Genomic DNA, 20,328 nt, shown 5'->3' with positions numbered 1-20,328 from the left:
CGTTTGGTGCGTGACGTTATTCAGGCGTTGACGGTGTTGGGGGTGCTTTTGGTGGCTTCGTCAGCCAGCTCGCGCTCCCGCTTACCCCAGGTTTCCCGGGTGGCGATGGCGGCCCAGAGACCGATCAGGGCGTAGGTGCCGAAGAGCAGCGCCGGGCCCATCCAGCCGAAGCTGACGAACAGCAGGGTGGTGATGAACGGGGTGAAACCGGACACCATGGCGGAGATCTGGTAGGCCAGGCTGGCACCGGAGGCGCGGGTCTTGGCCTGGAAGAGCTCGGGGAACCAGGCGCCCTGGGCCCCGGCGAGGGAGTTCTGGCAGACCGCATAGGAGATCACGATGGTGAGGATGATGGCGATGAACAGGCCGGTGTTGACCAGCAGGAACATCGGGATCGCGAACAGGGCGGCAAAGGCTGTGGACCAGACGTACAGGGGACGGCGGCCAATGCGGTCAGTGAGGGCTGCCCAGGCCTGGGTGGCGAAGATCCCGATGGCCGAGGCGATGCAGAGGGCGATCAGGGTCTGGCTCTTGTCCGCCAGGTGCTGGCTGTTGATGTAGGAAATCATGTAGGTGATGGACACTGCATAGCCGGCGGTTTCGGCGATGCGCAGGCCGATGCCCTTAACGATGTTGCGCCAGTCCGTCTTGATGACCTCGACGATGGGGGCCTTCACGATGGCGCCGCTGTCCTTGACCTCGTCGAAGACGGGGGACTCCGGGACCTTGGAACGGATGATGAGGCCCACGATCACCAGCAGGATGCTGGCCAGGAACGGAATGCGCCAGGCAAGTTCGTTGCCGAGCTGGACGCTGAACAGGAAGGTCAGGTTGGCCAGCAGCAGGCCCACGGGGAATCCGGCCTGCACGATCCCGGTGTACTTGCCCTTGGCTTTCCAGGGCGCGTGCTCATAGCTCATCAGGATGGCACCGCCCCATTCGGCGCCGAAAGCCAGGCCCTGGACGATGCGGACGAAGACGAGCAGCGCGGGGGCCAGCAGCCCGACCGCGGCGTAGGTGGGAAGCAGGCCGATGGCGAAGGTGGCCAGGCCCATCAGGATCAGCGAGGCGACCAGGACGGGCTTGCGGCCCACCTTGTCGCCGAGGTGGCCGCCGATGATGCCGCCCAGGGGACGGGCCGCGAAGCCGACGCCCAGGGTGGCGAAGGAGGCAAGCGTGCCGGTGACGGGGTCGCTGCCCGGGAAGAATGCGGTGCCGAAGTACAGTGCGGCAGCGGTGCCGAAGCCGATGAAGTCATAGGTCTCAATGACGGCCCCCACGCCGGATCCGATGGCAACACGCCTGGCGTCCTTGGTGCCGTGGACCGGACCGCGCATGGTCAGAGCATCTTTGCTCATGGTGGTTCCCTTTCGAAGAGCGGCTGGAGGAAGTCCGCCGCTGTCGACTGTTAACAACTTGATAGCAACCAGTGTGACCCACATCATCTTTACTGTCAACAGTCGACTTTGAGAGTTGACTGTTGACAGTTGACGCAGCTATTGTGGTCTCCATCACTACTGCCCGGCACGAACCAGAGGATCAAAGATGTTCCATTCCAGACTCGGGTGCTCATCCATCAGCTTCCGGCACCAGGACCTGGGCACCGCCCTGCGCACCATGAAAGGGCTGGGTTTCGAGGAGATCGACCTGGGTGCCCTGCCGGGGGTGTGCGACCACGTTCCCTACGAACTGACCGAAGCAGCTGTTGAGGCCGTCTCCGCGGAGGTTCTCGCCTCGGGCCTCCGGGTCCGGTCCGTGAACGGCGACATCGGGGACCTCAACGCAGTCCTCGACGCCGGGGGCGAAGCCGCCCGGCAGCGCCACCTGGACGCCCTGCTCACCCTCACGGCAAACACCGGCGCCAAGGCGCTGGTCCTGCCCTGCGGTGCCCTGGACCACAACCCGGTCCGGAGCATCGGGGAGGACCTGGACCTCATCGCCGCGCAGCTTGTTGGTGCCGGCCGGCGCGCTGCTGAGTTCGGCGTCGAACTCTGGACCGAATCACTGCACTTCCTGCGGTTCTGCTGGAACCTGGAGCGTGCGGGGATGCTGGCTGACCGGCTGACGGGGTCGGGCGTCGGAATCGTCATGGACTTCAGCCACATCGTGGCGTCCGGCGAGGACATCCAGGCGTACCTGGACCGGCACCGTGGCCGCATCAGCCACGTCCACCTGCGCGACGCCGTGCCGGGCAACATCAACCTCAGCATCGGCAACGGCGACGCCGACTTCGCCGGCGGCCTGAAGCGGCTCGCCGCCGACGGCTACACCGGCCACTTCTCGCTGGAGCTGGAGACCCGGGACATCACCAACGACGAACGCCCGGCCGCCGCGGCCAAAGCGGCAAGCTTGATCACCGACCTTCTCTGATCGATCCATTGCTCCGTTACTGCCGTTATGGGCCCTCATGGCAGTTACGGAGCAGTCGATCCACCAAACAAGCGATCCACCCAAACAATTCAAGGAGCACCACCATGACCACCATCCACCGCACCGCCGTCCTCACCGGAGCAACCTCGGAACGCGGAATCGGCATCACCACCGCCCGCCGCTACGCCCGTGAAGGCTGGGGCATCGTCATCCTGGACCTCGACGGCGAGAAGTCCGCCAAGGTTGCGGCCGAAATCGGCAACGAATTCAACGTTCCTGCCTTCGGCCACGAGATCGACGTCGCCAACGAAGCGTCCGTGACCGCCGCCCAGGCCGCCGTCGCCGCCGAGGTGGCCGCCGGCAACCTCCCGCCCGTGGGTGCCCTGGCCAACATCGCCGGCATCACGTCACCGGTTCCGTTCCTGGAAACCACCCTTGAGCTGTGGCACAAGGTGATGGACGTCAACGCCACCGGCACCTACCTGGTGACCAAGGCTTTCCTGCCGAACATGATCCAGAACGGCTGGGGCCGCATCGTGAACATGTCCTCCGTGTCTGCCCAGCGCGGCGGCGGCGTCTTTGGCAAGGTTCCCTACTCCGCCGCCAAGGCAGCGATCCTGGGCTTCACCAAGGCCCTGGCCCGTGAGCTCGGCACCACGGGTGTCACCGTCAACGCCATCACCCCCGGCGCCGTGGACACCAACATTCGCGTGGGCAGCACCGAGGAGCAGGAGGCCGCCATCAACGCCGGCATTCCGCTGGGCCGCAACGCCACCACGGAGGAAGTGGCCTCCGTGATCACCTTCCTGTCTTCCGAGGACTCCGCCTACCTCACCGGCACCACCATCGACATCAACGGCGGCAGCCACATCCACTAGCAGCCCCAGCCACAAATGATGGGGCTACTGCTCGTTGTCGCCTCGCCGCCCACGATTCCTTCTCCGTGGAGCGTCCGACCCTGTCCAATGACTGCCAGGTGCTCACCATGAAGCCGTACCCCTATCCCGACTGGACGCGCTTGATCGGGGTTCCGGTCGAGATCCGGAAGGACTTCCAGGTTGTCCGGGCCGGGTTCGTGGATGACGCCATGCGGGAGCCGGCGGTGCTGTGGCTCGCCGCCGACGCGACTGGCGGCAGGGCATTGTTTGCCGCCGCCGAAGGCTATGAGGCATGGATTCGGCCGCAGGAGCTGGGCGGAAAGCTGTGCTTCAAAATGGCTTCCGCCCAGCTGCAGGTCCCGGCGCCGTCCGCTGGGCGGCGCCATCAGGCCTGAAATGTTTTGGGCCTAGCCGGCCAGTTTGGCCCGCAACCCTCCGATGATGACGTCCAGCCCGAACTCGAAGGCATGGCTCCCGCGTTCCGTTGACGGGCCGGCATGGCTGACGGCACGCTTCAGCGTGGGATAGCCTTCGGCAGGCGGATCCCAGACAACCTCCGGGGCGGCGAGGTCCAGTGCCGCGCCCAAGGCGAAACTGTCGATCGTCGAAATGGCCGACACCACATCCCTGCCCCGGAATCCGGCAGCCTCCAGCGCGAGCGCCAGGTCCTCATAAAGGGCAATGACCTCGGGGTCGGTAATGGACTGCAGCACCAGGAGGGGTGCCAGCCGCGGATGCCGGGCAAAGGCATCGCGATAGGCGCGGATGAGGACACGGAGGGCGGCTTCCCAGTCCTGGTGCTCTACCGGGGGATACGGCTCCTCCGTGATGATCCGGTGCCTTAGCAGCTCCAGGATCTCGTCGCGCCCACTTACATGGTTATAGATCGAGGACTGACTGACGCCGATCTTCCTGGCCAGCTTGGGGAAGCTGAAATCCCCACTCTCATCAACCAGTTCCAGCGCGGCCGTCGTAAGGGCCTCCACGGAAATCAGCGGGAGGGGCGGGCGGCCCATCGGTTCTCCTGACTGCAGCTCTCGGACATCGGGATCCAGCCTAGCTGCACGACATAAATTCCCCCTGCCCAAGAAAACTATTGTGCTCCGGACCACTTGGTCCCATACTAAACGAAAGCCTTTCGTTTAAGTGGGCTCCAAGAAAGGACCGAGCTGTGCCTGAGACCAAAACCAGACCAAAGACGCCGTCCGAAGACGGCGCACTCAAACGCAATGCCCTTGGCACCGGAGGTATCGCCTTCCTGGTGATCTCGGCGGCCGCACCCCTGACAGTGATGGCGGGCGTTGCCCCGGTGGCGATCGGAGTCGCGGGCATCGGCGCCCCGGCCGGTTACCTCCTGGCAGGCATCGTGCTGACCCTCTTCGCCATCGGATTCATGGCAATGACACGCCACGTCAAAGCCTCCGGCGGCTTCTACACCTATATTTCGATATCGCTGGGAAAGACCGTGGGGCTGGCGTCCGCCATCCTCGCCATCGTCTCCTACAACTGCCTCCAGATCGGCGTCTACGGGCTCTTCGCGGTACAGACGCACGACATGCTGCAGGTCCTCTTTGGGCTGGAGGTTCCCTGGCCCGCCATAGCCCTCATCGCCGTCGTGGCCGTCTGGTTCCTGGGATACCGGGGGATCGACGTCGGCGCCAAGGTACTCGGCGTCCTCCTGGTCGCCGAGACCGGCATCCTCGCCGTGATGGGGGTGGGCATCCTCGGCAGCGGAGGCGCGCACGGCATCAGCCTGGAGTCCTTCAACCCCGGACAGGCCTTTGGGCCGGGCGTCCTGGCGATCCTGGGCATCTGCTTCGCCGCCTTCATGGGCTTCGAGTCCACGGTCCTTTACCGCTCCGAAGCCCGCAACCCGGACAAATCCGTCCCGCGGGCGATGTATATCGCGGTGGCGTTCATGTCGGTCTTCTATGCATTCATCGTCTGGGCCGTCATCCAGGCCTTTGGTGATGACCAAGTGGTTGAAGCCGCCGGGGAACTGTCCGGCGGAATGTTCTTCCAGACCATCGCCCAGTATGTAGGTCCGTGGGCCGAAACCGCCATGTACCTGCTGATCGTGACCAGCGTGTACGCGTCACAACTGGCCTTCCACAACGCCATCAACCGCTACGTCTACATGCTCGCGAAGGACGGGGTCCTGCCGGCATTCCTTGGCCGCACGCACTACCGGTTCCGGTCGCCGCACCGCGCCGGGCAGCTGCAGACCCTGCTGGCCGCCGTCGTGATCACCATCTGTGCCATCCTCAACGCGGACCCCTACCAGCAGCTCCTGATCTGGGTTAACACTCCAGGGATCTTCGGAATCGTGGGTCTGCAGGGCCTGGTGTCCGTGGCCGCGTTCCTCTACCTGCGCCGCAACCCCGCTGCTGCCAACAAACTGATGGCGCCGCTCAGCCTTGTCTCGGCCATCCTGCTCTTCGGCGTCGTCCTGCTCATCGCACTGAACATTGAACTCCTCACTGCCGCGGACGCCGTGACCAACACCGTCCTGATCCTGGTCACGCCTGTGGTGTTCGCCGGAGGACTGCTGGCCGCCCGGTGGGTGCGCCGCCGTCGTCCTGCCACTTTCGACCGGATTGGAAGCTTTGAAGCACATGAATCCTGACCTGATCATCCTTGCCGGCACCGTGCACACCCTGGACGGGGAGCCCGGCAACCCCGCCCCGCAGGCGGTAGCCGTCCGAAATGGACGGATCCACGCGATCGGAACCCGGCAGGATGCGCAATCCTGGGGACCGGCCGAAGTGGTCGATTTCGGCGATGCGGTCCTCACGCCCGGCCTGGTGGACTGCCACGTCCACCCCGTCATGGGCCTGGACATGACACGCGGCTGCGACCTCTCCGGCATCACCGATCTGGCAGCCGTCCGGGCGCTGCTAAGAGCAGAAGCGGAGGCAACCCCCGCAGGGGAGTGGGTCCGCGGGTGGGGTCTGGACCCCAACGCTTTCGGATCGCTCCCGGTGCACCGGGAGCTGATCGACGACGTCGTGTCCGGCCGGCCCGCCCTGATCCGGCTGTTCGATGCCCATTCCGCCCTGGCCAACACCGCTGCGCTTGAAATCGCCGGAATCACCGGGCCCCGGCACTTCGACCAGGCTGCAGAAGTGGTGTGCGACGGCAGGGACAAGCCCACCGGGCTCCTGCTCGAGGCGGCGGCCCTGGACCTTGTCCTGAAGCACATGCCCCAGGAGACCTTCCAGGAACGGAAGCGGCGGCTGGGCGGACTCTTTGAGTCATTCTCCCGGGCGGGCCTGACGGGCATCCATGTCATGGACTGCGGCGAAGGAACCCTGGAACTCCTCTCAGCGCTCGAAGAGGACCTCGCCGGAACCGGGCGGGGGCTTCCGCTGCGAGTACGGGTTTCACCCTGGTGCATGCCGGGCAGCGACGAGGCCGAGTGGCAGCGGCTGGCCGTGCAGGTCGCCACCGCGCGGGGCGCCCGGTGGGAAGTGGCCGGGATCAAGCTGTTTGTTGACGGCACCGTGGACAACGGCACAGCGTGGCTTTTTGAGCCCGACAGCCATGGCCAGTCCGTTGCCCCCTTCTGGCCCAGGCCGGAGGAGTACAACCGGGCCATCAGGTTCTTCGCAGGCCAGGGCATCCCCACCGCGACCCATGCCATCGGTGACGCCGGAGTAGCGGCCGTGCTGGCAGCCTTCGAGGACCTCCCGGCGGACCTTCCGCCGGCACCGCACAGGATCGAGCACATCGAAACAGTCCCCGACGAACTCATCGAAAGGTTCGCCAGGTCCGGCCTGATCGCCAGCATGCAGCCCAGCCACTGCACCCACTACTCCCGGGCCGACCAGACCGACAACTGGTCAACCCGGCTGGGGAAAGAACGGGCGGACCACGGATGGCGTTCCGCGGACCTCCGGTCCGCAGGCGTAACGCTCGCGCTGGGCTCGGATTGGCCGGTTGCCCCCTTCGAACCCCTGCCAATCCTCGCCGACGCGCAGCTTCGACGGCGGTCCGGCCGCCCGGAGGAACAGCCGATCAGCCCTGCCCAGGCGCTCACCGCGCGCCAGGCCCTGGAGGGCTACACCTCCCACGCAGCCAGGGCTGCGGGAGAGTGGGCTGCGGCGGGTTCGATAACTGTTGGCAAACGTGCTGATTTCACGGTTTTCGACCTTGATCCCTTGTCTGCGGCCCCGGATGACCTGGCGGCGGGGCGCGTGCTGGCTACTGTCGTGGAGGGCCGGTTCCAGCATCTCGCCATTGGAGTCGCCGGCTAACGCACCGCCCCAGTCCCGGCGCCCACCCCCGTTTTCAGGGGGCGGTCGCCGGGAAAACAGGGCTGCAAATGGCTGCCGCGCGGCGCCGGCGTACTCCTAGACTGGGGTGATGATCACAGTCACCGGAAGTGTGGAAACCAAGCTGTCCGCGGAGAAGGCGTTTGCCTTCATGAGTGAGTTCGAGAACACCAGCAAGTGGGACCCCAACACCCCTGTCATGGACAAGCTCACCCCGGGCCCGGTGGCCGTGGGGCACAAATACCATGCCGAGTCCGAGTTCCGGGGAAAGCGGCAGACCCTCATCTACGAGGTCATCGAGCTGACCGACAACCACATCAAACTGCGCGGCGAGAACAAGACCGTGACGGCCTTCGATTCCGTCGATGTCAGCCCCAACGGGACCGGCTCCGTGGTCAAGTACACGGCCGAGTTCAGCATCAACGGGCCGGCCAAGATCATCCAGCCGCTCCTGAAACCCGCCTTCATGTCGCTCCGGGATCCGGCGCTCAACGGGATCCGGGACACGCTTAACTCGCTGGCAGCAGCCTGACGGCTTCGAAGAACTCCCGGACCTCCCGGCGGGGGTCGGCTTCCAGCCGGGACTCGCCGTCGAACACCATGGTGTTGCGCCGCCCGCCATACTCTGGCCAGGCAAGGTGCTTGATGTCAGGTGTTCCCGCCTGTGCGAAGGCCGCCCAAGCCCCGCTCATGGCATCGCTCAGGGACTGGGGCGCCTTGCCCCGCGTAAGGAAGGCCGCTTCCGGCGCGTCCAGGTGCCGGAAGACGAACGGGATGTCCAGGGCGTGGCAGGCTCCCAGCTTCCCGCCCATCGCCGGGCTGCGCCAGGTGAACAGGTAGGCGAAGTTCCTTCCGCCGGGAGCATCCTGGCGGGCGGCCAGCAGGCGGTTGCTGGGCTGGCGGTAGAGGGAATCAGCGATGGCCGCTTCCAGGAGTTCCTTGCCTCCCGGTTCCCTGCCCAACAGCCCGGAGAGCGCCTCAGCGTAGCCGGGGGCAGCATCAGGAGGAACCCCGGCGCCGGACAGCACGGCGGCGGCGCGGTCCGGGTAGCCCGGGTCCGCCGCGGAGTCCGGGCGCATCTCGACGGCGAACGACCCCTCGTTCAGGTTGGTGCCGATCAGCAGGTCAACCCCGCGGTTGACCCCGTTGCGGACCGCTTCCAGCGGTGGCACCGGCAGCGACGGCGTGCCCACCGTGGGCTGGAACGGCAGCGGAACCGCGAAGGACTCCGCCGCGACACGCTGTTCCAGGGCGGCCTGGGCTTCCAGGAGCCGCTCCACCGGGAGGGTCAGCAGTTCCCTTGCTGAGGAGCCGTCCAAACCGCACAGTTCAAGGAATGCGGCCGTGACCCCCGCCGAGTCCTCCAGCCGGCGGTAGCGTTCGGCCGTGCCGCTTTGCATAATGGCCCGGCGGAAGAGTCCTTCCGACGCCGGCATCCCCAGCAGGGTGCCGATGGCTGCGGCGCCTGCGGACTCGCCGAAAATGGTGACGTTGTGCGGGTCACCGCCGAAGGCGCCGATGTTGCGGCGGACCCAGCGCAGGGCTTCCAGCTGGTCCAGCAGTGCAAGGTTGGACGAGTCCCCGTAACCGGGCCCCAACAGGTCCGCCAGGTGCAGGAAACCCAGCGCACCCAGGCGGTAATTGACGGACACCAGCACGGCGCCCGCCGCAGCGGCGAGCCGGGCGCCGTCGTACATCGCATCACTGTTGGCCCCCATGAGGTAGGCGCCGCCGTGGATCCATACCATCACCGGCCTGGCCGGGCCATCTGTTCCCGGGGTCCAGATGTTCAGGTTGAGGCAGGCCTCTTCGCTCCAGGCGCGCGGCGTAGAGCCGGGAGGTGCGTGGGATTCGGGGTTCTGGGGCGCGGCCGGGCCAGGGGCGGTGCAGTCCAGCACTCCAGTCCAGGGCAACACCGGTACCGGCGGCCGGAAGCGGTTTGCGCCCGACGGCGGCGCAGCGTAGGGGATGCCAAGGAACCGCTGGATGGTGGTCCCGTCAGTCTCAAGGGAGCTGCCGCGGACGGATCCGGCCGGGGTGGGGAGGCACGTCATGGTTGACAGGTTACGACACGGGCGCGGGTAGGCTGGCATCACCGTTCGGCAGTGGGCGGCCACAGTCGTGTGGCTTTTAACCAATGTCCGGGAGGTAAGACGTGCTCAACGCCGGCGTCCCTGAAAACGAGGATTTCGCAGACGTTGCCCTGCATCTGCAGGAGTCATTCCTGCAGAACCCGGAGGTTGAGGCATTTCTCCAGGATCTCGCGGCCTACGCTGCGGACCGGCTTGGCGGGCAGGGGCACGTATGCTCCTGTGAAATCGCGGTGCTGCGGCCCAAGAAACCGGCTGCGGCTGCCGGCAGCAATTGCACTGCACAGCTCATATCGCAGCTGGAGTTCAGACTTGGTGATGGTCCGGGTGCCACGGCCATGCGGACAGCAAAGACCGTGCTGGTTCGCGACCTGCGGCGGGAAGAGCGCTGGCCGGAGTACGTCCAGGCTGTCCAGAAGCAGGGCTTCCGCTCGGTGTTGAGCATCCCCGCAGCGCTGGAGGGGGATGCCCAGGGTGTGATCACCTTCCACTGTTCGCAGCCTCTCACCCTTGGCAGCCAAGGTATCGCTGCCGCAGAAGCGTTCGTCCGGCAGGCCTCCAAAGGCCTGACGCTCGCCCTGCGGATGCTGAAGCTGGAAGAGACCAGGGACGGCATGAGCGCCGCCATGCAGACACGCACCGTGATCGACCTGGCAACCGGGGCCATCATGGCGCAGAACCGCTGCAGCCAGGCAGCGGCCTTCAAGCTGCTGCGGGACGCCTCCAGCACCCGGAACATGAAACTCCGGGACGTTGCTGCAGCCGTTGTCGCCTCAGTCGCCGGCGCCGCGGACACCTTCACCTATTTCGACGAGTAAGGGTCCTTCTCTTTCGGGTCACGCCGCTCCGGCTGCGCAGCACCGGTCAGGGCCTGCTGGTCCACCGCATCCATCGCACCGTCCTTGGCTTTGCTTGCAGTACTGAGCGTTTGGGGTTCGGAGCAGGCAGCATGGTGGATGGGAGAGGTTGGGGAAACTGCTGCGGGAGTGGACGTACGTTCCCGGGATTTTCCACCACGCGCAATGCCCGGTGCGGGACGCCGGGTTGCTCCACCAGGCGTTGAAGGAACTGCACCCGGAGCCTTTCGTCCAGCCCGCCGTAGGCGTAGCGTCTATCCAGCAGGTACGGTGGCACTCCGCCCTGGGGCGGGATCTGGGTGTCGGGATTGCCGCCTCGGTCTTGGGCCGTTGAAGGAGCGGGCATGGCTGGATGGAATGCTGATACTGCCGCCGGACCTGTTGGTGCCGGAACTGTCACCCTGGTGGAGGGATCCTGCTTCTGTATTTCCCTGGCCAATGGCGACATCCATCCCGAACATCCGCACGGCGCTTTCCACGAGGACACCAGGATCCTGTCGCGCTGGAACCTGACCGTGAATGACCAACCCCTTGAGCCGCTGACTGCGGAGACGAAAGAGCCGTACCGCGCACTGTTCATCGGCCGTGTTCCGCGCTCGGACGGGTACGCCGACAGCCCCCTGATCGTGGAGCGACTGCGGGAAGTGACTGCCGGAATCTTCGAGGAGATCACCCTCAGGAATTACTCCTCGGACCCCGCCGAGTGCAACATTTCCATCAACGTTGAATCGGATTTTGCGGATCTCTTCGAAGTAAAAGAGGCACGGATCCAGCGCCACTGGGTGGAATCCCGCCATCCTTTGGATGATTCCCTGACCATCAGGGCTGTGTGGCACAACGTCCTGAAGGCTGTCAGCGTGACCGGACGGGGCGCCATCGCCACCCCGCGCTCCCTCACGTACCAAGTGGTGGTTCCACCCCGCGGCGAATGGAGCACGCAGGTGAGCGTGGTGCCGGTTCCCGGCGGCCGGGCTGCGCAGGTGGCCCCGCCCTTCGAGCAGGCCGCGCGCGGCATGTCCCCGAATGACCGCCGACGGCAGGAATGGGTTGCAAAGATTCCCAAACTCCATATGGAAAACCGTTCCATCGAACGGACGCTGCGCCGCAGCTATGACGATCTCGGGGCGCTCCGGATCGAAGATCCCGCCCATCCTGACCGGATTGTGGTTGCCGCCGGTGCGCCGTGGTTCATGACGCTGTTTGGGCGTGATTCGCTCTGGGCTTCGGAAATGGCCCTTCCGGTAGACCCCAGCCTGGCCCTTGGAACACTGCAAACGTTGGCTGACCACCAGGGCAAGGCGGTGGATCCGATGAGCGAGGAGGAACCCGGAAAGATCCTGCACGAGGTCAGGCTGGGCGTCTCCAGCGGACTGGCCCTGGGCGGCAAGTCGGTGTACTACGGCAGCGTTGACGCTACTCCGCAGTTCGTCATGACGCTTGGATCGGTCAGCCGGTGGGGCTTTGCAAAGGACACCATCGCCGCTCTCCTGCCCTCCGCGGACCGGGCGCTGGACTGGGTTCGCGAATACGGCGACAAGGACGGCGACGGATTCGTCGAGTACTCCCGGCTCAATGACCAGGGCCTGATCAACCAAGGCTGGAAGGACTCGTGGGACGGCATCAATTTCGTCGACGGTGCGCTGGCAGAGCCTCCCATTGCGCTGTGCGAAGTGCAGGCCTTGGTCTATTCGGCGTTGCTGTCACGTGCGTGGATGGCATACGACGCCGGGGACGCACACCTGGCCGCGCGGCTTACCGGTGAGGCGGCGCGGCTCAAGAAAAAGTTCAACGACGAGTTCTGGCTGCCAGACCGTGGCTACTACGCCGTGGCGCTGGATGGCAAGAAGCGTCCGGTGGACGCCTGCGCCTCCAACATGGGGCAATGCCTGTGGCACGGCATCATCGATGATGACAAGGCGCCGCTCGTTGCGGAGCGGCTCATGTCGCCGGAGATGTTCAGCGGCTGGGGTGTCCGCACGCTGGCCACCGACATGGGGGCCTATAACCCCGCCAGCTACCACAATGGATCCGTGTGGCCGCACGACAACGCCATCATCGCTGCAGGCCTGCTGCGGTACGGCTTCGTGGAGGAGGCACAGCGGATTGCCACCGCCCTCCTGGAAGCAGCCGATTACTGCAACGGCCGGCTCCCGGAACTATTTTGTGGCTTCAGCCGCGAGCAGGTCAGCGAGCCCGTTCCGTATCCGACGGCATGCTCGCCGCAGGCGTGGGCGGCGACCACACCGATCATGTTGATCACCAGCCTCATGAGGTATGACGCCCATGTCTCGCGTGGGGGCTTCTGGATGGACCCGGTGCTCCCTGAAGCCTACGGTGACCTGCACATCACCAACGCACCGATGGCCGGGGGCCGGATGACCATCGACATCACCCGTTCCGAGCCGTCGGTGCAGGGACTGCCGGAGGGCATAACGTTGCATCGCGAACACCGGCCGTGGCTGACAGAACTGTTGGCGCAGGCCGGCCTGGAAAGTGAGTTTGGGCGGAGCCCCAAGTAACCAAGCGCGGCGCAGATCCCCCGAATCTTCTGGTGCCGCGAAAAAGTTTGCGGCGCGTCCGAGCCTAGCGAACGCGGTCCCGGCCCCGTTCCCCGGAGCTGGGAGTGGCCCGGACTTCGCAGGGAAGTCCGGGCCACTCAACGGCCTTAGGCGGGCTGCGGCGCTTCCGCCAGGGCATGCTGCCGGGCGTGGTTGCCCAGCCAGTGCGCGCTCTCCTTCGGCGTCCGTTCCTGGGTGGAGTGGTCGACGGCGATCAGGCCGAACTTGGGCCGGTAGCCGAAGATCCACTCGAAGTTGTCGAACGCCGTCCACGCGATGTAACCCCGGACATCGATGCCGTCGGCGAGGCAGGAGGCAACGCCGTCGACCGCTGCCTTCAGGTAGTCCACCCGCTGGCTGTCGTCCTCTGTGGCAAGGCCGTTCTCGGTGACCATCACAGGAATGCCCGCAATCCGGTGGGCCTCCCGGATGGTCGCCTCCAGAGCCTGTGGGTAGATCTCCTCACCCATCTGGTTGGTGGGCACGCCCTCCGGCGCCGGCGCGTGGCCGTCCGGGCCGTACACGGTGCGCCCGTAGGTCTGGATGCCCACGAAGTCGTCGCCACGGGAAGCTTCCAGGAAACGTTCATTGACGTCGCGGCGCACCCGGTCCGCGATTTCCTCACCGCCGTCGATGGCCTGGATGTCCGAATTCGCGAGGGTCCAGCCAACCTGCAGGTCCGGGCGGTGCGCCTTGATGGCGGCCGTGGCCGCCCGGTGTGCCGCCACCTTCACCTGGAACCCCGCCTCGGTGGAACAGAACTGGAAGGGGGCAACAGTGCTCGCCTCGACGCCAAGGCGTTCCGCGGCGGCAGCCCACATGGGCACCGAACCCCGGTTCTCCGGTGCTTCCCCGCCAATCCCGAAGGACTCCAGCAGCCAGGGAAGGTTGGGTTCGTTCAGGGTGCAGGCGACGCCGATCAGGTCACCCAGGTGCGCCATCACCCGGCCGCAGTAGCGGGCGAAGAGTTCCGGCGTCTCCGGGCCCTCCCAACCGCCCACCTGAAGCAGCCAGCGCGGCGAAGTGAAGTGATGGAAGGTGACCACCGGGGTGAGGCCATATTCGTGGCATGCCTCCAGCACCCGCTTGTAATGGTCCAGCTCCGCCACCGTGAAGTGGCCTTCCTCCGGCTCGATCCGCGCCCACTCAATGGAGAAGCGGTAACTGGTGAAGCCCAAGCCTGCGATCAGCGCGATGTCCTCCCGGTACCGGTGGTAATGGTCCACGGCATCCCCGGAGGGCTCGACGAAGATGGTCCCGGGCAGGTGCTCCAGGAACCAGGTATCACTGTTGACGTTGTTGCCTTCCACCTGATGGCCTGCGGTGGCCACGCCCCAAAGGAAGTCGCGGGGGAACGGGTTGGTCATGGGGTTCCTTTCGTGATGGACGCGTGAAGGCGTCCCAGGCTTCGCTGCCCTGCATCCATCCTGTCCGCCCGCGTGACCGCCGCCACAATACTTTTTCAATCAATGACATTGTCATGTTTGGTGCAGGCAGCCGCGGCCGATTCTGGAAGGGAGCCGGGCACCTCCGGCCCCACTGTTTTTCTTTCCGTTTGCAGTCATAGAAGAATGCGAAGGCGCACCACATGAAACTTCTGACCTCCACCGCACGCGGCAGCGCTGCCGTCCTGACCGGTGCCCTGTTGGTGGGCTCCCTGGCCGCCTGCGGCGGCGGGTCCAGCCAGGCAGCCGCCAAGGCCGATACCAGCAGCCTGACCCTGGCCATCGACAGCGACTCTGCCTCGTTCGGCTTCGACCCGCTGCGCGTGTCGGCGGCGCAGCGCCAGTTCTTCGAGGGCCTCTACGACAGCCTGATGACGCTCCAGCCGGACGGCTCCGCGGGCCCCGGCCTGGCCAAGGAGTTCAGCTACAACGCGGACAACACCGTCCTGACGCTGACCCTAAAGGACGGCGTCACCTTCACGGATGGCTCCAAGCTCGACGCCGACCTCGTCAAGGCCAACCTGGACCGCCGGTCCGACCCCGCGCTCAGCGCCTACTCGGCAGTCGCCAAGGGCGGCGCCCAGGAAATCACGTCCGTGGACGTGGTCAGCCCCACCCAGGTGGCACTGACCTTTGCCAAGCCGCAGCCCGGATTCGAGAAGAACCTGGCCTCCACCACCGGCATGATCGTGGGCAAGAACGGGGTTACGGACACCGCAACCCTGGCCGCCACGCCCGACGGCTCCGGACCGTACACCCTCGACCCCTCCACGGTGAAGGGCAACAAATACGTCCTGGTGAAGAACGACAAGAGCCCTGACGCTTCCAAGTTCGCCTTCAAGAAGGTTGTCTTCAGCGTGGTCCAGGACCCGCAGGCCCGTGCCAACGCCCTGGTCTCCGGCCAGGCGGACGTTGCCATGCTGACGTCCTCCACCGTTGACTTCGCCAAGTCGAAGGGCCTCGGGGTTTCCCAGATCGGCGGCACCGTCAACACGATGATCTCCTTTGACAAGACCGGCAAGACCGCGCCGGCCTTCGGACAGGAGAAGGTCCGCCAGGCGATCCAGTACGCCATCAACCGCCAGGCCCTGGTGGACGCCCTCCACAAGGGTGACATCCCCGCTTGGAACGCGCTGCCCAAGGATTCGGCAGGCTTCACCAAGGACCTGGAGACCAAGTTCGCCTACAGCCCGGAGAAGGCCAAGAGCCTGCTGGCAGAGGCCGGCTACCCGAACGGCTTTGAGTTCACCATCATTGCCAGCGCCCAGACCCAAACGGACCTGCAGGCCGTCCAGAAGGACCTCGCCGCCGTCGGCATCACCATGAACGTCAAGATGGCCGCCTCCACTGATGAGGCATTCGCCGCCGTCGCCACCACGCCGCTGGGTTACGCGCCGCTGAACTGGGACAACCCCGTCGGGGTTATGTACGGGGCCATTCTGAACGGCTTCACCAACGTCCAGAAGGCCACCGACGACCAGCTGAGCGCCGCCACCGGCGAGCTGGCCGCCGCGAAGGACGACGCCGCCGTCAAGGCAGCCGCCACCAAGCTGAACACCCGCCTGATGGAGTCCGGTTGGATGATTCCGCTGTACGAGGCGCTGACGAACCAGGGCTACAACACCAAGAAGGTGTCCCAGGTGAAGTTCGCCGGCACCAACGCCTACCCGCTCCTCTCGTCCTACACGCCGGCCGGCTAATACCCGTACCTATCCGGCGGGTCCTCCCCAAACAGGAGGGCCCGCCGGGACGGTACCTGACCGATGGAGGTCACCATGGCACTATTCATCACCAAGCGCCTGCTGATGGCGCTGGCCACCGTGCTGGTGGTTGCGGTGCTCGCATTCCTGTTGGTGCACGCAATGCCGGGCAGCCCGGGGGCCGTGTCCCTCGGCGCCGGCGCCTCCCAGCAAGCCATCGACGAGGTCAACCAGCGGCTGGGCTGGAACGATCCGCTGTTCACCCAGTTCTTCACCTGGCTCGGTTCCGCGGTCCAGGGTGACCTGGGCATCTCGCTGATCGATGGCCGCTCCGTCAGCGCCGACCTTGCCAGCCGCCTGCCGGTCACTGCCTCGCTTGCCGCGGGGGCCACCGTCCTCAGCGCGGTCCTCGGCATCGCCCTGGGCGTCACGGCCGCCGTCCGCGGCGGCCTGCTGGACCAGGTGATCGGCGGCTTCGTGGGCCTCCTCGTTGCCTTGCCGGCGTTCTGGGTGGGTGTCCTTTTCGTGTACCTGTTCGCCGTCCAGTCCTCCGTCTTCCCGGCCACCGGCTACGTGCCGTTCGAGGTTTCACCGCAGGACTGGGCCCTGTCCCTGGCGCTGCCGGTGATCACCCTCGCCGTCGGCGGCGCGGCCTTCATTGCCCGCCAGACCCGGGCCTCCATGCTGGAGGCGCTGCAGCAGGAACACATCCGCACGCTGCGGGCCACGGCCACCCCCACTTGGAAAATCCTCTACATCCACGCCCTGCGCTACGCCAGTCTGCCCATCGTGGCCGGCATCGCCCTGCAGTTCATCGGCCTTTTCGGCGGTTCCGTCATCGCCGAGCAGCTGTTCGCCATGCCCGGACTGGGCCAGGCCGTCCAGACCTCCGTCAGCACCCATGATGCCCCCGCCGTCCAGGGCGTGGTGGTGATCGCCACCGTGGTGGTGGTCGCCGTCAACCTGGTGCTGGAGCTGGCCACCAAGTTCCTCGACCCGAAGTTGCGTGCCTCATGATCCCAACAGTTGCCCCGGCCCCCGCTGACGCGGACCAGGCAGGAAGTACGACGCCGGCAGCAGAGCCAGCGCGCAGCGCCGGCAAGGCGGCCATCACCAAATTCTCCCGGCACCGGCTGTTCACCTCACCGGGCGCCGTGGCAGGGCTCACGTGGCTTGCGGTGCTTGTCACCGCGTCGCTGACCGCGCCTTTGTGGCTGCCCTTCAAGACCGAGGACCAGGATTTCACCGCAGTCCTCTCCGGCCCCACCGCCGCCCACTGGCTGGGCACGGACGAACTGGGCCGCGACATCCTCAGCCGCATCTTCGCCGCCGCAGCCGGCACCCTGGGGACGTCGATGCTCACGGTGATTGTCGGCGTCGGACTCGGCACCATCCTGGCCATGCTGGCTGCCGGTGCCGGCGAACGGACCGAAGGCGTCATCAGCAGGGTCACCGAAATCATGATGTCCCTGCCGGGAACCGTGATCATCCTGGCGGTCATTGGCGCCGTGGGAACCAACATCCCGGTGGTCATGGCAATCCTGGGCATCCTGATGTCCGCCGGCATCTACCGGGTGATCCTGGGCCAGGCCAAGTCCCTGCAGTCCCAGCTCTATGTCGATGCAGCCAAGGTGGACGGCGTCGGCCCGCTGCGGATCAGCCTCCGCCACGTCCTGCCGGGGCTGGCCAACACCATCGTGGTCCAGGCCGCGCTCATCTTCGCCGTGGGCATGCTCATCCAGGCCGGCCTGGCGTTCATCGGATTCGGGCCGCCCATCCCGCAGCCCAGCTGGGGCGGCATGATCCAGGGCGCCTCCCAGCATGTCTATGACTCGCCCTGGATGATGGTGCCCACCGGCGCCGTGCTGGCGCTGACCGTCCTGTCCGCCAACGCCATCGGCAACGCCCTGGGCAAGGCACCCAATGCCGCCGCCCCGCACCTGCCCTCCGCCGCCGCACGGCGGCAGCGCACCAAGGCCGTCGCCGCCATCGCCGCAGCTGCCCCCGCTCCTGCCACGGGGGACACCGCCCCGACCGGCACGCTCAGCGTCCGCAACCTGTCCGTCGGCGTCGACAGTGCAGGTGCAGGCAACGGCGTCCGCCTGGTCACCGACGTCTCCTTCGAGGTCCAGCCCGGCACCGTCCTTGGCCTGGTGGGGGAGTCCGGCTGCGGCAAGACTATGACGGCACTGTCCCTGTTGGGCCTGCTTCCCTCGGGCGTCAGCGTCACCGGCGGCCAGATCCTGTGGAACGGAATGTCCCTGGCTGCGGTGGCAGACAGGGACATGGAGGCGGTCCGCGGCCGTGAAATCGCCCTGATCAGCCAGGAACCCATGCGCGCCCTGGACCCGATGTTCACCGTGGGGTATCAGCTCACCGCGACCATCCGCCGGCTCCGCGGCATGGGCCGGGCCGAGGCCCGCCAGGAGGCGCAGGGCCTGCTGGAAAAGGTGGGCATCGTGGACGCCGCCCGGATCCTGAAGACCTACCCGCACCAGATCAGCGGCGGCATGGCCCAGCGCGTGGCCATTGCCCTGGCGCTCTCCGGCCAGCCGAAACTGCTGGTGGCGGACGAACCCACCACCGCACTGGACGTGACGGTCCAGGCCGAAATCCTGTCCCTGCTCCGGACGCTGGTGAAGGACACCGGCATGTCCGTGGTGATGGTCACCCACGACCTCGGCGTGGTGGCGGACATCTGCGACCAGGTGGCCGTCATGTACGCCGGCCAGGTGGTGGAGAACGGCAGGACCCAGGCCGTCCTGGACCACCCCCGCCACCCTTACACCCTGGCCCTCCTGGCGGCCGACCCGCACGCCAACCACGCAGACGACATGCCGGAACGGCTTGCCACCATCAGCGGGCAGGTGCCGCAGTCCAAGGACTGGCCCACCGGCTGCCGCTTCGCCGCCCGCTGCCAGTTCGCCGGCTCCGCCTGCATGGAACCCGTTCCGCTGCTGCACTCCGGCACCGGCGAAGGCCTGGTGCGGTGCGTCAAGGCGGACCAGCTGGCCGTCGAGGGCATGGACTGGCTGGCCACGGACGTGCCTGCCGCCCGCACCCTGCAGGTCACTCCCAGGCAGAACCCGCCCACTCGCAGCAGCATTGTTGAAAAGGACCCGGCATGAGCACCGCAGTCACCGAACGCCGCGATTCCACGCCGCCCTCCGCCACCCCCATGCTTGAGGTCAAGGACCTGGTAGTCCGCTACGGCCGGGGCCGGAAGGCAGCCGCCGCACCGGCCGCCGTCGACCACGTCAGCTTCAGCATCGCCCCCGGTGAGACGGTGGGCCTGGTGGGGGAGTCGGGCTCCGGAAAGTCCACTATCGGCAAGGCCATCCTCGGCCTGCAGAAGGTCTCCGCCGGCACCATCACTTACCAGGGCAAGGACATCACCTCCGCGGGCGCCGCCCAGCGCCGGGCCTTAGGAAGCGAACTGCGGGCCGTCTTCCAGGACCCCAATTCCTCACTGAACCCGCGCAACACCATTGGCACCTCCCTGGCTGAGCCGCTGCGGCTCCGCGGGGTGTCCGCGGCGGAGGCGCGCACCAGGGCCGGGGACATGCTGGAACGTGTGGGGCTTCCGCGCGGGGCCGTGGACCGGTACCCCAGCCAGTTCTCCGGCGGGCAGCGCCAGCGCATCTCGGTGGCCCGCGCCCTGATCTGCGACCCCCAACTGGTGGTCTGTGACGAAGCCGTCAGCGCCCTGGACCTGTCCACCCAGGCGCAGGTGCTCAACCTGCTGGCAGACCTCCGCGACGAACGGGGCCTCAGCTACCTGTTCATCGCGCACGACATCGCCGTGGTCCAGTTCCTGGCCCAGCGTGTGGTGGTGCTGTACCGCGGGCAGGTCATGGAAAGCGGGCCTGCGGCCGCGGTCACCGAAAACCCTAAGCACCCCTTCACCCAGGCACTCGTGGCAGCGTCCCCGGTGCCCCGGCCGGCGGAGCAGGCCGCACGCCGTGAAGCCCGCGAATCGCTGGGCGTCCGCACCGGAGCGGCCGCTGTCCCCGGGCCCGGCGGCTGCCCCTTCCGGCTCCGCTGCCCGCTGGCCACCGAACTGTGTGCCACAGAGCGGCCCACGCTGCGGCGCGTGGGCGCTGCCGACGTCGCCTGCCACTACGCCTGACCAGCGCTCCAAACTGCCTTTGAGCAG

The 20,328-nt window shown here is 66.5% G+C and carries 16 protein-coding genes; 12 read left to right on the top strand and 4 right to left on the bottom strand.

Features of this window, described 5'->3' with window-relative positions; all coding sequences use genetic code 11:
• Positions 1-20 precede the first annotated feature (20 nt).
• A complete protein-coding gene (locus tag Q9R31_RS08315) occupies positions 21-1,358 on the bottom strand; it encodes an MFS transporter (RefSeq protein WP_311262250.1) in 1,338 nt (445 codons plus the stop codon).
• A 187-nt stretch (positions 1,359-1,545) separates the two neighbouring features.
• Here Q9R31_RS08315 and Q9R31_RS08310 point away from each other — a divergent pair, with 187 nt between their 5' ends.
• The 3 genes from Q9R31_RS08310 (at position 1,546) to Q9R31_RS08300 (ending at position 3,643) form a co-directional block, all read left to right on the top strand.
• A complete protein-coding gene (locus Q9R31_RS08310; protein ID WP_311262249.1) occupies positions 1,546-2,370 on the top strand; it encodes a sugar phosphate isomerase/epimerase in 825 nt (274 codons plus the stop codon).
• Positions 2,371-2,474: 104 nt separating this feature from the next.
• Complete coding sequence (locus Q9R31_RS08305; protein ID WP_311262248.1) at positions 2,475-3,248, top strand: SDR family NAD(P)-dependent oxidoreductase; 774 nt, start codon at positions 2,475-2,477, stop codon at positions 3,246-3,248.
• A gap of 65 nt (positions 3,249-3,313) precedes the next feature.
• The gene (locus tag Q9R31_RS08300; RefSeq protein ID WP_311262247.1) at positions 3,314-3,643 is read left to right on the top strand and encodes a hypothetical protein; all 330 of its coding nucleotides are present in this window, start codon (positions 3,314-3,316) and stop codon (positions 3,641-3,643) included.
• Between the two features lie 12 nt (positions 3,644-3,655).
• Here the strand turns inward: Q9R31_RS08300 and Q9R31_RS08295 are convergent, their stop codons facing one another.
• On the bottom strand, positions 3,656-4,264 hold the full coding sequence (locus Q9R31_RS08295) for a TetR/AcrR family transcriptional regulator (RefSeq protein ID WP_311262246.1): 609 nt from the start codon (positions 4,262-4,264) through the stop codon (positions 3,656-3,658).
• Positions 4,265-4,419: 155 nt separating this feature from the next.
• On the opposite strand from Q9R31_RS08295, the gene Q9R31_RS08290 reads away from it, so the two are divergent.
• The 3 genes from Q9R31_RS08290 to Q9R31_RS08280 all read left to right on the top strand — a co-directional run bounded on the left by Q9R31_RS08290 (position 4,420) and on the right by Q9R31_RS08280 (position 8,054).
• The gene (locus Q9R31_RS08290) at positions 4,420-5,874 is read left to right on the top strand and encodes an APC family permease (RefSeq protein ID WP_311262245.1); all 1,455 of its coding nucleotides are present in this window, start codon (positions 4,420-4,422) and stop codon (positions 5,872-5,874) included.
• On the top strand, positions 5,864-7,504 hold the full coding sequence (locus Q9R31_RS08285; protein WP_311262244.1) for an amidohydrolase: 1,641 nt from the start codon (positions 5,864-5,866) through the stop codon (positions 7,502-7,504). The genes Q9R31_RS08290 and Q9R31_RS08285 overlap by 11 nt, the downstream gene beginning before the upstream one ends.
• Positions 7,505-7,613: 109 nt before the next feature.
• On the top strand, positions 7,614-8,054 hold the full coding sequence (locus tag Q9R31_RS08280; RefSeq protein WP_311262243.1) for an SRPBCC family protein: 441 nt from the start codon (positions 7,614-7,616) through the stop codon (positions 8,052-8,054).
• Here the strand turns inward: Q9R31_RS08280 and Q9R31_RS08275 are convergent.
• Positions 8,032-9,576 (bottom strand): carboxylesterase family protein, encoded by a 1,545-nt coding sequence (locus tag Q9R31_RS08275; RefSeq protein WP_311262242.1) that lies wholly within the window; start codon positions 9,574-9,576, stop codon positions 8,032-8,034. The two genes, Q9R31_RS08280 and Q9R31_RS08275, sit on opposite strands and share 23 nt — an antisense overlap.
• A gap of 101 nt (positions 9,577-9,677) precedes the next feature.
• Between Q9R31_RS08275 and Q9R31_RS08270 the strand changes: the two genes are divergently transcribed.
• A complete protein-coding gene (locus tag Q9R31_RS08270; RefSeq protein ID WP_311262241.1) occupies positions 9,678-10,430 on the top strand; it encodes a GAF and ANTAR domain-containing protein in 753 nt (250 codons plus the stop codon).
• A 383-nt stretch (positions 10,431-10,813) separates the two neighbouring features.
• A complete protein-coding gene (locus tag Q9R31_RS08265) occupies positions 10,814-12,988 on the top strand; it encodes a glycogen debranching N-terminal domain-containing protein (protein ID WP_311262240.1) in 2,175 nt (724 codons plus the stop codon).
• Positions 12,989-13,134: 146 nt separating this feature from the next.
• On the opposite strand, the gene Q9R31_RS08260 is transcribed toward Q9R31_RS08265, so the two are convergent.
• On the bottom strand, positions 13,135-14,394 hold the full coding sequence (locus Q9R31_RS08260) for a family 1 glycosylhydrolase (protein WP_311262239.1): 1,260 nt from the start codon (positions 14,392-14,394) through the stop codon (positions 13,135-13,137).
• A gap of 221 nt (positions 14,395-14,615) precedes the next feature.
• On the opposite strand from Q9R31_RS08260, the gene Q9R31_RS08255 reads away from it, so the two are divergent.
• The 4 genes from Q9R31_RS08255 (at position 14,616) to Q9R31_RS08240 (ending at position 20,301) form a co-directional block, all read left to right on the top strand.
• Positions 14,616-16,172, top strand: coding sequence for an ABC transporter substrate-binding protein (locus Q9R31_RS08255; RefSeq protein ID WP_311262238.1), 1,557 nt, complete (start codon positions 14,616-14,618; stop codon positions 16,170-16,172).
• 63 nt (positions 16,173-16,235) lie between these two features.
• Complete coding sequence (locus tag Q9R31_RS08250) at positions 16,236-17,189, top strand: ABC transporter permease (RefSeq protein ID WP_311262237.1); 954 nt, start codon at positions 16,236-16,238, stop codon at positions 17,187-17,189.
• Complete coding sequence (locus Q9R31_RS08245; RefSeq protein WP_311262236.1) at positions 17,186-19,300, top strand: dipeptide/oligopeptide/nickel ABC transporter permease/ATP-binding protein; 2,115 nt, start codon at positions 17,186-17,188, stop codon at positions 19,298-19,300. Before Q9R31_RS08250 ends, Q9R31_RS08245 begins: the two co-directional genes overlap by 4 nt.
• Entirely contained in the window at positions 19,297-20,301 is a 1,005-nt protein-coding gene (locus tag Q9R31_RS08240; protein WP_311262235.1) for an ABC transporter ATP-binding protein, read from the top strand. Before Q9R31_RS08245 ends, Q9R31_RS08240 begins: the two co-directional genes overlap by 4 nt.
• Positions 20,302-20,328: the final 27 nt, after the last annotated feature.

Source organism: Pseudarthrobacter sp. BRE9 (assembly GCF_031844305.1).
Lineage (GTDB): Bacteria > Actinomycetota > Actinomycetes > Actinomycetales > Micrococcaceae > Arthrobacter.
This window is presented reverse-complemented; position numbering and strand designations above follow the sequence as displayed.